Origin of the sequence: Fictibacillus sp. b24 (assembly GCF_030348825.1) — a bacterium.
In the GTDB taxonomy this organism is placed as follows: domain Bacteria; phylum Bacillota; class Bacilli; order Bacillales; family Fictibacillaceae; genus Fictibacillus.
The window spans coordinates 2,360,672-2,372,351 of record NZ_JAUCES010000005.1 but is presented as its reverse complement, the minus strand read 5'-3'; the positions used below and the strand labels follow the sequence as shown (position 1 = coordinate 2,372,351).

13 protein-coding genes are annotated in these 11,680 nt (G+C 37.9%); 6 read left to right on the top strand and 7 right to left on the bottom strand.

Features of this window, described 5'->3' with window-relative positions:
- Positions 1-72: 72 nt before the first annotated feature.
- Positions 73-1,248, top strand: coding sequence for a competence protein CoiA (locus tag QUF49_RS12245; protein WP_289495899.1), 1,176 nt, complete (start codon positions 73-75; stop codon positions 1,246-1,248).
- Between the two features lie 96 nt (positions 1,249-1,344).
- A complete protein-coding gene (gene pepF, locus QUF49_RS12240) occupies positions 1,345-3,162 on the top strand; it encodes an oligoendopeptidase F (protein WP_289495898.1) in 1,818 nt (605 codons plus the stop codon).
- A 50-nt stretch (positions 3,163-3,212) separates the two neighbouring features.
- On the opposite strand, the gene QUF49_RS12235 is transcribed toward pepF, so the two are convergent.
- The 5 genes from QUF49_RS12235 to QUF49_RS12215 all read right to left on the bottom strand — a co-directional run bounded on the left by QUF49_RS12235 (position 3,213) and on the right by QUF49_RS12215 (position 6,458).
- A complete protein-coding gene (locus tag QUF49_RS12235) occupies positions 3,213-3,389 on the bottom strand; it encodes a hypothetical protein (protein ID WP_289495897.1) in 177 nt (58 codons plus the stop codon).
- Between the two features lie 104 nt (positions 3,390-3,493).
- Positions 3,494-4,396, bottom strand: coding sequence for a ClpXP adapter SpxH family protein (locus QUF49_RS12230; RefSeq protein ID WP_289495896.1), 903 nt, complete (start codon positions 4,394-4,396; stop codon positions 3,494-3,496).
- The gene (locus QUF49_RS12225) at positions 4,380-4,793 is read right to left on the bottom strand and encodes a globin (RefSeq protein WP_289495895.1); all 414 of its coding nucleotides are present in this window, start codon (positions 4,791-4,793) and stop codon (positions 4,380-4,382) included. Before QUF49_RS12225 ends, QUF49_RS12230 begins: the two co-directional genes overlap by 17 nt.
- Positions 4,794-4,923: 130 nt before the next feature.
- On the bottom strand, positions 4,924-5,592 hold the full coding sequence (locus tag QUF49_RS12220; RefSeq protein WP_289495894.1) for a lytic transglycosylase domain-containing protein: 669 nt from the start codon (positions 5,590-5,592) through the stop codon (positions 4,924-4,926).
- A 278-nt stretch (positions 5,593-5,870) separates the two neighbouring features.
- Positions 5,871-6,458 carry a CYTH domain-containing protein gene (locus tag QUF49_RS12215; RefSeq protein WP_289495893.1) on the bottom strand — a complete coding sequence of 196 codons (588 nt, stop codon included), beginning with the start codon at positions 6,456-6,458 and terminating at the stop codon, positions 5,871-5,873.
- A 260-nt stretch (positions 6,459-6,718) separates the two neighbouring features.
- Here QUF49_RS12215 and QUF49_RS12210 point away from each other — a divergent pair, with 260 nt between their 5' ends.
- Genes QUF49_RS12210 through QUF49_RS12195 form a run of 4 tightly spaced genes read left to right on the top strand, consistent with a single transcriptional unit; the run spans position 6,719 to position 9,675 of the window.
- The gene (locus tag QUF49_RS12210) at positions 6,719-7,327 is read left to right on the top strand and encodes a hypothetical protein (RefSeq protein ID WP_289495892.1); all 609 of its coding nucleotides are present in this window, start codon (positions 6,719-6,721) and stop codon (positions 7,325-7,327) included.
- Positions 7,324-7,971, top strand: a complete 648-nt coding sequence (locus QUF49_RS12205) for a GTP pyrophosphokinase (RefSeq protein ID WP_289495891.1) — start codon at positions 7,324-7,326, stop codon at positions 7,969-7,971. The genes QUF49_RS12210 and QUF49_RS12205 overlap by 4 nt, the downstream gene beginning before the upstream one ends.
- 14 nt (positions 7,972-7,985) lie before the next feature.
- On the top strand, positions 7,986-8,780 hold the full coding sequence (locus tag QUF49_RS12200; RefSeq protein WP_289495890.1) for an NAD kinase: 795 nt from the start codon (positions 7,986-7,988) through the stop codon (positions 8,778-8,780).
- 1 nt (position 8,781) lies between these two features.
- On the top strand, positions 8,782-9,675 hold the full coding sequence (locus QUF49_RS12195; RefSeq protein WP_289495889.1) for an RluA family pseudouridine synthase: 894 nt from the start codon (positions 8,782-8,784) through the stop codon (positions 9,673-9,675).
- A gap of 19 nt (positions 9,676-9,694) precedes the next feature.
- On the opposite strand, the gene prpE is transcribed toward QUF49_RS12195, so the two are convergent.
- A complete protein-coding gene (gene prpE / locus QUF49_RS12190; RefSeq protein WP_289495888.1) occupies positions 9,695-10,435 on the bottom strand; it encodes a bis(5'-nucleosyl)-tetraphosphatase PrpE in 741 nt (246 codons plus the stop codon).
- A 66-nt stretch (positions 10,436-10,501) separates the two neighbouring features.
- Entirely contained in the window at positions 10,502-11,659 is a 1,158-nt protein-coding gene (locus tag QUF49_RS12185; protein WP_289495887.1) for an FtsW/RodA/SpoVE family cell cycle protein, read from the bottom strand.
- Positions 11,660-11,680: the final 21 nt, after the last annotated feature.

Below are 11,680 nucleotides of genomic sequence, written 5' to 3'. Positions count from 1 at the left end.
GTAATAATGAGCAAAGCGGAATATGACATTTATACTTGCTTCTTTCATCATTAAAAATAAAGTGATAAAGAGGTGAGTGGATTGCTTGTTGCTCTATATAAGAATCAATTTGTTGACATGGTAGGTGATTCAACAAAAGAGGAGTGGGTTGCAAAAAATAAAGAAGGAAAACTGCTATGTCCTGTTTGCCAATGTATAGTTATTCCGAAATGCGGTACCAAAAAGACGTGGCATTTTGCACATCGGTCATATGAGGAATGTGCAGGGTTTCATGAGGCTGAGACAAACTATCATATGCTTGGGAAAAAAGGGCTTTACAAATGGCTGATTGAATCATCAGAAGAACCAATTGTTGAATTTTTTTTACGTGATATTGCTCAGCGTCCTGATTTGTTTCTTCCTAAGCATAATCATGCGATTGAGTTTCAATGCGCAACGATGAGCCAAGATCAATTACACAGACGGATTCAAGGTTATCAGTCTCTTAACATTCAATCAGATTGGATTTTTGGGCTGAAACGGTTAACACATAAAGGAAACTTTCTTCATTTAATACAAAGTACAGATCTTTCAGCTGCAAAGAAAGACAATGATGGCCACCTTTATCTTAATTATTATTGTCCTCTTCAGAATCAATTTTTGCTCCTCAGAAACATATTACCTCTATCGCAAAGAAAATCAGCTGCTGTTTCGTACAGGTTTTCATCAAAGACTTTCAAATATTTTCATTGGTTATCAAATAATTTTAACGAAGATGAACACTTCCCTTATAAAGATTTATGGCTTAAGCAAAAAACAACATGGAGGATGACTGCATTTAAAAATACTTCTCCATCTGTTATGTATATGAAAAAAGTTTTATATTTTAACAACCGCTCCTTAACATTATTTCCATCTGTTGCTGGTGTACCATCTAGTGGTTACTATCACCTCGAAACTTCTCCCTTTTTGTGGCAAACCTATCTTTTATTAATGATTGAAAAATTATCAGTTTCACTGTTCTCGATTAACTTCATTGAACAGGAGTTTGAAAGGTTACTTCAAAAAAGAATTATACAAACAAGAGAATTCCCTTACATCAATGAAACTTGGAAGGATGCACTTAGAGGTTATCTTCACTTTTTAGAGAAACATAAAATTCTTGAGCAGATTACTGAACAATCTTATAAAATTATAAGCAAAATTCATTATCCTAAAACAGTGGAAGAGGCATTTAAACTAGACAAAATTTTCAGTGAAAAGGCGTAATTTTTGACTTTGTATAAGCATTTTCTGGTAATATGTAGATATACATAAGGAGAATGTGATATCACTATTCTCTTTAATTTACTTGGAGGTGTAAGTATGTCTCAAACAAAAACGAAATCATTGCCAAAGCGTAATGAAGTTCCTGTAGAAGATACATGGGATTTAGAAGCAATATATGCGTCTGATGACGTATGGGAAAAAGAATTTAATGAAACAAAAGAACTGTTGCCAGAATTGAAAGCTTTCCAAGGGAAGCTTGGAGAATCAGCCGAAACCCTTTATTCTTATTTGCAAAAACAAGACGAAGTAACCAAGAAACTTGGTAAGCTTTATACATACGCTCATATGAGATACGACCAGGATACAACGAACTCTCTTTACCAAGGGTTGAATGACCGTGCTTCAAACCTTGCTACACAGGTAAGCAGCACCGTATCATTCGCTGTTCCTGAAATCTTGTCACTATCAGAAGAGGCTTTGATTCAATTTTTACAAAGCCATGAGCCATTAAAGCTATATAAACACGCTTTAGATGAGATTAACCGTCAGCGTCCGCATGTGCTTTCTAAAGAAGAAGAAGCTCTTCTGGCAGACGTAAGAGAAGTAGCCAATACTTCAAGCAATACATTTGGTATGCTCAATAACGCTGATCTTAAATTCCCTGTTATTAAGGATGAAAACGGGGAAGAGATTGAGGTAACGCATGGCCGTTATATTCGTTTCCTGGAAAGCTCTGACCGCAGAGTAAGAGAAGATGCTTTCAAAGCTGTTTATGGGACATATGATTCTTACAAAAATACGTTTGCGAGCACGCTTGCCGGAACGGTTAAGCGAGACAATTTCTTCGCTAAAACAAGAAAGTTCAGCTCAGCTCGTGAAGCAGCTCTAAACAATAACAATATTCCAGAAGCTGTTTATGATAACTTAGTAAAAACGGTGAATGATAATTTAGGACTATTGCATCGCTATGTTCGTCTTCGTAAAAAAGCGCTTGGTCTTGATGAGCTTCACATGTATGATCTCTACACGCCGCTTGTGAAAGATGCAAAGATGGAAGTAAGCTTTAAAGAAGCTCAACAGCTTGTATTAGACAGCTTGGATCCAATGGGAGAAGAGTACAAAACAATCGTAAAAGAAGGCTATGAGAAGCGCTGGATTGATGTGCATGAGAATGCAGGGAAAAGAAGCGGGGCGTATTCTTCGGGTGCTTATGGTACAATGCCTTACATCTTAATGAACTGGCAAGATAACGTAAACAACTTATTTACATTAACACATGAGATCGGCCACTCGGTTCACAGTTACTATACACGAGAAAGTCAGCCTTATCCGTATGCGGATTATTCGATTTTCGTTGCAGAAGTAGCATCTACTTGCAACGAAGCTTTGTTGAATCATTACATGCTGGAAAAGACATCTGACAAGAAAGAAAAATTATATTTGCTGAACCATCACTTAGAAGGCTTCAGAGGAACAGTATTCCGTCAAACGATGTTTGCTGAGTTCGAACAAGAAATCCATGTTCGTGCAGCAAACGGAGAGCCTTTAACTCCTGAATTATTAACGAAGATCTATTACGACCTGAATGTTAAATATTTCGGGGAAGATTTAGTGATTGATAAGGAGATTGGATTAGAGTGGGCAAGAATTCCTCACTTCTACTACAATTTCTATGTGTATCAATATGCTACAGGGTTCAGTGCTGCGGCTTCCTTATCAAAACAAATCTTAGAAGAAGGAAAACCTGCAGTGGATCGTTATCTCGATTTCTTAAAAGCGGGAAGTTCTGATTATCCAATTGAAGTGCTGAAAAAAGCTGGGGTAGATATGACAACTCCTGAGCCAATTGAGAATGCTCTTAAAGTATTTGAATCCATTCTTGATGAGATGGAAGAACTGCTTTTTGAAAAGTAAACACAAAAAATCCTGTCCGAAAAACCGGGCAGGATTTTATTTATGTTGTTTTATCCGATACGTCTAAGTTTTGAGCGATAGTTAAACAATAGTGTTGTAAAGAGTACCGCGATAAAAAGGCTCGGTACAGCAAGAAGTTTTGGTGCCATATTTAATAGAGAGAGCACAAAAAAATAAAAACTCCCAGCTAATGAAATAAGGCTTACGATAATCATAATTAAATACATGTGATTTCTCCCTCCTTTGTACATGTTTATTCATGGTGAGGGAGGATATGCAAGCAAGTCCTTAATGAGTTTTTTAATCCATAAAAAGAACCCGCTTTAGTGATTCAGCGGGTTGGAACGTATCTCCAAAATGTACCGTATTTTACTGGGACTCGTTCGACTTTTTGCTGCAATACAAGTCGCTTTAATCTCTTTTCTGCTTCTTCACAACTAATTTGATAAACTACAGAAACTTCTTTAGTTGCAACAAATGAGTACGTGGAAAGAAATTCTTCAAGTTCAGGAAGTGGAGAAGGCTCCAATGGTTCACTTGACATTTCTTTAAGTATTTCTACATACACGTCATACGAATAGCAGCCCGAGATTTTAATTCCATCGTCATCTGTTTTGTCATTAAATACAATAAGAGTTGGGATTTGTGTAATGTCCATCTCCTGAGAAAACTTTAAATCACAGCGCAATGCTTTTATAGTAGCTTCAGATGACAGATCACTTAAGAATTCTTCTTCATCCAAATGAACAGAACGAGCGATCTCTAACAAAACCTCATCGTTCCCAATGTTTTGTTTGTTTAAAAATAAATTTTCTCTTAGTTTTCTTAAAAACTTCATTCCTTGCTGCTTCCCTTGCAGCTCTGCAGCTTTTATCGCTAATGTTGCTTTGTGTGGGGAAGAGATCGGATTTTCAAGCCACACATCTCCATCACAGCTCATTCCGGAGAGAGAAGCTGTTTTTTCCCATTTTTCAGCAATCTGTTCAGCAGTGTTGATGCCTTTTTTTCGTGGAACGTACGTATTTAGTGATTCAAGACTGCCAGTAACAAAGTGCCGTAATGTAAAATATTTACCGTATTGAACTTGTAATTTTTTTAGAACAGGCTCTAATGACCAGCATTCTGGGCATAGTGGATCGATGACAGAATAGATTTCCAATGGCTTTTGACAGGCATGGTTTTTATTGTTCTCTAGATCGTCGTAAAAGGAATTGGAATTATACAGTGTCAGCATTCTCGCCCCTTTCTGAATCCTCAGTATTCACCATATGGTAAGCAGTCATTTTTAATCGGCTTAACAAAAAGTTTTGTAATTCAGGCTCTAACTTATGAATGGCCATCGCTCGTTCCATGCACTCAAGCCAAGCTTTTGCATGCGAATTTGTAATAGGAAAAGGCATATGACGCATCTTTAGCATAGGATGTCCATGTTCCTCTGTATATAGTGGAGGTCCGCCAAAAAACTGACTTAAAAATTGAGTTTGTTTGTAGGCAGTCTCCGTTAAGTCATCAGGAAAAAGTGGGGACAGCAAAGGATCTTGTCCGACCAAGCTATAAAAAGTGGTCACAAGCTTTTCGATGCCGGCTCTTTTCCCTAAAAGATCGTATGGTGTTTTTGTCTCATCAAACATGGTGCAAAAGCTCCTTGCGTCAATTTGTAATTTTATTGTAGCAAGGTTCATGAAGTGTAGGCAAACAATATGAATATCTAAGGATATAAGAAAGTGGAAAGTGTACAAAAAAACCCTCAAAGAATGAGGGCTAAACTAACGTTTGATACGTATTCAATATTTTCTTTACATAGGCAATGGTCTCTTTAAACGGTGGAATGCCATTGTATTTATCAACGTTGCCAGGACCGGCATTATAGGCAGCAAGAGCAAGTTGTTTATTGCCATCATACTTATCGAGCATCATCTTTAGGTACTTTGTCCCTGCTTCAACGTTTTGTATCGGGTCAAAAGGGTTTGTAACCCCAAGGGATTTTGCGGTTGCCGGCATTAATTGCATAAGCCCTTGTGCACCAGCATGACTTTGTGCAGTAGCCTTGAAATTGGATTCATGCTTAATTACTGACCTGATTAAATTAGGGTCGACTCCAAACTTACTTGCAGTGTTTTGGATCAGCTCATCTAACTTTTTTGATGGGATATTCAATTCCTCAGATGAAATGCTTGATCCTATAAAAGAAGATGATTCTGGCAACGAATATTGAACATTAGTTGCTAAAGGGATAATTGAGTTTGTATTAGTACTCAAGTTAAGCATCTCGTTTGAGTTATTATTTACCCCTGCCTTCGAGTAGGCTTCCTGCAATAAAGCTGCAAAAGGACTTTCATTGGATTGGGATTCTGAAGCAGGAGCAGTGGTTACGTTCAACTGCTGCAGTGCCTGTATTTCTAATAGTGCTTTATATGATTGAATATTCAAGAGAATCCTCCTTAATAGAAATGCTGAAATGCCCGTTAAGTTCCGACAAGCACATAATCACCTGACCAAGATACGTTTTTTGTATCTAGGGAAGGAGAGAATGTGACCTCGAGGAACTGGTCATTGAAGCAAGACAAAGAAATGCTGAAATGCCCGTTAAGTTCCGACAAGCACATAATCACCTGACCAAGATACGTTTTTTGTATCTAGGGAAGGAGAGAATGTGACCTCGAGGAACTGGTCATTGAAGCAAGACAAAGAAATGCTGAAATGCCCGCTTATCTTTTAGTGTTCCTGTTACTTTCAGAAAAAAAGCGAGCTATCTTGCTTTCTGTAACTCGGTCAGGTATCTGCTTATCGGCTAACAATTCTTCAAAATTTTTCAGTCCAATCTTATAATCGGCAGATTCATATTCAATTTCATAGTCGATTTTACCTAAATAGTGATTTTCATCTAAAACAAGCAGTCCGTCTTTGTAGGGAAATTCGGCACGGAATGTTGTAAGTTCTCCTAGATAGGTAATTTGGGATACTTTGATATCCAAATTCTTAATAACATCGGATACAGCACCATCAGGCAGAACTTTTCCTTCTAATAGACAGGCAAAAATTTCTTTTGAAAGGGCCTGATGTGTTTCTAAAATATGTTCTTCAAACTGCTGTTTTAAGGTGAGTGTGTATGCATCGTTCTTCATTCGGACACGTAAGGCGCTTTTATGCTCTTTAAGCTGGAAATTCTCAGTGTCAAAATAATAATTGGTTTGTTTCTTAAAATCATCCTTGTTGATTGCAAACTCATGAATAAGCCTTAAAAACTCATCATGTGTTAGCAGGTTTTTAAATTCAATTTCTATTTCTTGAGACATTATTTATCCCCCTACATTACTTTAATATTGGCTCTAATTTTAATGATGTTTGGTTATGAGTTATTTTGTTATTTACTTCATTGCCAAGTTGATTGAAGTGTAAGGTGCGAGACTCAGGCTAGGACAAGCGGGCAGTCTGAAAAGTGGAAGTGGATCGTTCAGACCGGACAAGAAAAAGGTAAATGGGCTAGGAAGGCGCACTTTGCCTTCTGGACCATTTAACTTTTGACCTAGAGGGGCTAGCCACTGCAACTGGAAAGGTGAGACACGTAAGAGTGAAACGTACGAATGTGGCTCACCGCCTGCCCCCGCGGAAAGCGAGCACCTGGAACGGAAATCAACTTCATTCAAGAACTACAAAACTTTACGAAAATCAAACTCATTATCTCATAGCGATACTTGCTTCTCAATTTCTTAATAAATTCCTATTTTGTGTTACACTAAAAGGGAAGAAACAGGAGGTTTTTAACATGATGCCACTACGAATGAATGTGCAGTCAACTGCATGGAACGAAAATAAACTGATTCTGCTTGTACAAAGTGAAATCAGCAAAGAATTATCACAATGGAAAGACAGCGAAAGAATGCTAGTTGATTCAGAGGGATTAGCCTTCATTTATGTACTAGAGAGAGAAGAAGGGTTTATTTATATCTCGATTGATAACGATCACTGGAATGAACTGAAAAACGGATTGCAAAAGAATGCTGACTTCGTTATTCAAAATGAAAAAGGAGAAGAGCTCGAACTAACTGCTTTCTCTAGAGAAATGGAATTTTTAACTGAAAACATTCAAGGTAACGCTAACTATGGTCAACAAATGGAGAACGAAGTAATTAAGGTTTTTGGAACTGAGGAAGAAGCGCAATGAGCATGGACTGGGAAGCACTATTAACTCCGTACAAGCAAGCTGTAGATGAATTGAAGATAAAGTTTCGCGGAATCCGCGAACAATTCGAAAAGTCTAATCAGCATTGTCCGATTGAGTTTGTTACAGGAAGAGTGAAACCCATCAAATCGATCGTGAACAAAGCTTATCAAAAGAATATTCCGGATAACCAACTAGAAAAGGAAATTCAAGATTTAGCAGGTCTTCGAATCATGTGTCAGTTTACAGATGATATTAAAACAGTTATTAATCTTCTTCGTCAGCGAAATGATTTTACGATTGTTGAGGAAAGAGATTATATCACCCACAAAAAGCCGAGCGGCTATCGATCGTATCACATCGTAATCGAGTATCCCGTTCAAGTTTTAGATGGAGAAAAGAAGATTCTTGTTGAAGTTCAGGTTCGTACGCTTGCTATGAATTTTTGGGCAACTATCGAACACTCTATGAACTATAAGTATCAAGGGCAGATTCCTGAAGACATTCGCCAGCGTCTGCAAAGAGCTGCTGAAGCGGCAAATCGCCTGGACGAAGAGATGTCTCAAATCAAAGGGGAAATTCAAGAGGCACAGCTTGTGTTTTTAGAACGAAATGATAGTTCCAATGAAACCAAACTAGGATCATAAAGGATGGAGAGAGAATGAAATTTGCCATCATATCAAAAGGCGATAGCAAATCCAATATTCTAACGGGAAAGATCCGTTCATATTTGGAAGAATTCGAGCTAGTCTATGAAGAAAAAGAACCTGAAATCGTCATAACAGTAGGCGGTGATGGAACATTACTTCATGCTTTTCATCATTATGTGCATAGAATCGATAAAACGGCATTTGTTGGGGTTCATACAGGCCATTTAGGTTTTTTTGCTGATTGGCTGCCTGAAGAGGTGGAGAAGCTCGTTATACATATCGCCAAGACACCTTTTCAAATTGTAGAATATCCGCTTTTAGAAGTAACAGTTCGATACATTGATGGAATTGATGAAAAAAGGTATCTAGCCGTTAATGAATGTACCGTGAAAAGTGTTGAAGGATCTCTTGTCATGGACGTTGAAATCAAAGGGGAGAGGTTTGAAACATTCCGAGGTGACGGGTTGTGTATTTCAACACCATCAGGAAGTACCGCTTACAATAAAGCACTAGGGGGGGCTATCATTCATCCTTCCTTGGCGTCCATTCAACTATCAGAGATGGCATCTATAAATAACCGTGTATTCAGAACGATTGGATCGCCGCTCGTACTGCCTCAGCATCACACGTGTATATTAAAACCTGTGAACGATGTGGATTTTAATATAACGATAGACCATCGATTCTTAGTTCAGAAGAAAGTAAAATCTATTCAATATAGAGTAGCTGAAGAGAAGATACGATTTGCTAGATTTCGTCCATTTCCATTTTGGAAACGAGTTAAAGAATCGTTCGTTGGAGATTGATATGAACAATTTTAAAATGACTTGGACTGTGGAAGAAAAAGAGGCTCCCGTACTTTTACGAGACTATTTAAAAACGAAACAAATTTCTAAAGCAGCGCTGACCGATATTAAGTTTCACGGCGGCGCTCTTTTTGTGAATAAAGATGAAGTAACGGTAAGAACGCTCTTAAAAAGTGGGGATGAAGTAACAGTATGTTTTCCACCTGAGACGAAAAGTGAATCTATGGAGGCAGAGGATATTTCAATCAACATCGAATTTGAAGATGAGCATTTTTTAGTTGTAAATAAACCTGCAGGTATGCCAACGATTCCTTCTTTATATCAACCAAAAGGATCGCTCGCTGCAGCAGTGTTATTTTATTATCAAGAAAAGGGAATACCAGGTACTTTTCATGCTGTAAACCGACTGGATAAGGACACTTCAGGAATCGTTTTAATCGCCAAACATCGATTTTCCCATTCTCTTATGTCGAAGCAGCAGATCAATAAGTCAATAAAAAGAGGTTACATCGCTTTTGTACATGGAAAAATAAAAAACCAAGAAGGTACAATAGATGCTCCGATTGGCAGAAATCCTGACAGCATTATTGAACGAATGGTCAGGGAAGATGGACAGCATTCCATCACTCATTATGAAAAAATAGATTATCTTCCTGATCGTGACTTTTCAGTAATCAGACTAAAATTGGAAACTGGAAGAACTCATCAAATTCGAGTACATATGGCATCAATTGGCCATCCGCTTTTAGGAGATGATTTGTATGGAGGCAGCTTGGACCTCATTAATCGCCAGGCGCTCCATAGTGAACGAACAATTTTTACACACCCATTTACCGGTGAGCAAATAAAATTAGAAGTAAGCTGTCCAACGGATATGAAGGATTTGTGGCAATAGCACAAATCCTTCATATTTTTTAATCATCAAATGAGCGAAACTTTTCCGGTACAAAAGGAAGAGACGACGGAACACTTACTGACTCAAGCTCAGGATATCTTAAGGCACTTAATTTGCCCCCAAAGACACAGCCTGTATCTATATTCCACGTGTTTTGAATATGGCGGACTTCTTCAACCGGTGTATGGCCATATACGATCGTAATTCTGCCAGAATGTTTTTTTGCCCAGTCTCTTCTAACTGGTGTTCCATCAGGATTCGTTTCACCTGTTATATCTCCATATAATACGAAGGTTTTTACTTTCTTATGGCTCTGACCTACATAATCTTCACGTATACCAGCATGAGCTACGACTAACTTCCCATCATCAAGATGTAAATAAAGCGGAGCATTTTCATAAAGGCTGCAAAAATGATTTCTAACCTTAGTTCTTTCCTCCTGACTGAGTGCCTCTAATTCAGCAACAGTCGTTTCTAATCCGTGTTTAACCTGTACGTTACGTCCTAAAAAGTATCGATAAAGTTTGTTGCAGTGGTTTCCAGGTGTATAAAGTGCAAGATCATTTTGTACAAGGTCGTAAACATGTTCCATAACTTTTATTGACTCAGGCCCTCGATCCATTAAATCACCTAAGAAGACAAGTTTTCTGTTTTCTTTATGTACGGGAAGGCCGTTATGCCACTCGTATCCTAACACTGTTAATAGTTCACAATACTCTTTAAAGCATCCATGAATGTCACCAATGATATCGTATTTCATATTTTCACCTCATGACTAATAGGATACTTCAAAGGTAAAAGAAAAACACCTGAAAAAATTCAGGTGTTATTCAAACATATATTTTACAGTTCTTGATCGAACATTCAGAACGAGCCCAAATGCAATCATACATGCGAGTACTGAACTGCCTCCATAGCTGATAAACGGGAGAGGAATACCAGTGATCGGCATAACTTGAATGTTCATACCGATATTTTGAAATACTTGAAAGGTAAACATACCGATAACACCAGCACATAGATAACTTCCAAATGCTTCATTGCTTTCGAGGGCTGTATTAATCATTCTGTAGACCATTAAGAAAAAGAGTGAAATAACAAAGCTTGTGCCTACAAAACCAAATTCTTCACCGATGATTGAAAAGATAAAATCTGTTTGCGCTTCTGGTAGGTATACAGAGCCTTCTGTGAATCCTTTTCCAAAAAGCATTCCGCTGCCAATTGCAAGCAGAGCGTTTCTCGTATGATATCCTGCGTCTTTATGTCCATATGGATCAAGCCATGCATAAAATCGGTTGAGCTGATATTGATCCAGAATGTGTTCTACGAAAAATTGCGGGAAGGTAAAATATATCCAAACTAGGATTGATATGAACAAGATAAAGGAAAGAATAAGAATAAGTATAATTCTCCATCTGATTCCTGACACAAGTAGAAGGCTACCTGTGATTGCCATGAAAACAAGGCTCGTACCAAGGTCAGGCTGCAATAAAACAAGAAAAGTCGGAAAACCAGCGATTAAAGCAATTTTCCCGAGTAATAATAGGTCTTCATGAATTGTACGAATAATATACTTTTCATTATGTGTTGCAATCGTATTAGCTATGGCAATAACGAGTGCGACTTTAACAAGTTCTGAAGGCTGAAGTGCAAAAGGACCAAACCTGTACCAACTTTGTGCACCATTAATGTTTGGAACGATGCTTTCTGGTGCAGCAAGAATTCCTAATAGCAATATGATGCCTAGTCCATAAAGATACCAAGATAACTTTCTGAACTGATCAAAGTCTAAAACCATTACTCCGACTACAGCAATTCCACCGATAATGTACCATACGATTTGTTTAATCACGAAGTTGCTGCCGTATTGATCCATCATCTGTGCACTATAGATCGCAATACAGCTTGAGATGACCATTAAAAATAAAATAAACAATAGATTGTAATCGAGTTGTTGCCATGGAGATTTGTGGTTATTTTGCATGTGGAATCGACTCCTTAAAGT

Excerpts from the sequence above, each read along its gene's own strand:
- QUF49_RS12200 (WP_289495890.1), top strand. The coding sequence starts at position 7,986 with ATGAAATTTGCCATCATATCAAAAGGCGATAGCAAATCCAATATTCTA.
- QUF49_RS12185 (WP_289495887.1), bottom strand. The coding sequence starts at position 11,659 with ATGCAAAATAACCACAAATCTCCATGGCAACAACTCGATTACAATCTA.
- QUF49_RS12235 (WP_289495897.1), bottom strand. The coding sequence starts at position 3,389 with ATGTATTTAATTATGATTATCGTAAGCCTTATTTCATTAGCTGGGAGT.
- QUF49_RS12205 (WP_289495891.1), top strand. The coding sequence starts at position 7,324 with ATGAGCATGGACTGGGAAGCACTATTAACTCCGTACAAGCAAGCTGTA.
- QUF49_RS12215 (WP_289495893.1), bottom strand. The coding sequence starts at position 6,458 with ATGTCTCAAGAAATAGAAATTGAATTTAAAAACCTGCTAACACATGAT.
- prpE (WP_289495888.1), bottom strand. The coding sequence starts at position 10,435 with ATGAAATACGATATCATTGGTGACATTCATGGATGCTTTAAAGAGTAT.
- pepF (WP_289495898.1), top strand. The coding sequence starts at position 1,345 with ATGTCTCAAACAAAAACGAAATCATTGCCAAAGCGTAATGAAGTTCCT.
- QUF49_RS12195 (WP_289495889.1), top strand. The coding sequence starts at position 8,782 with ATGAACAATTTTAAAATGACTTGGACTGTGGAAGAAAAAGAGGCTCCC.
- QUF49_RS12225 (WP_289495895.1), bottom strand. The coding sequence starts at position 4,793 with ATGTTTGATGAGACAAAAACACCATACGATCTTTTAGGGAAAAGAGCC.
- QUF49_RS12230 (WP_289495896.1), bottom strand. The coding sequence starts at position 4,396 with ATGCTGACACTGTATAATTCCAATTCCTTTTACGACGATCTAGAGAAC.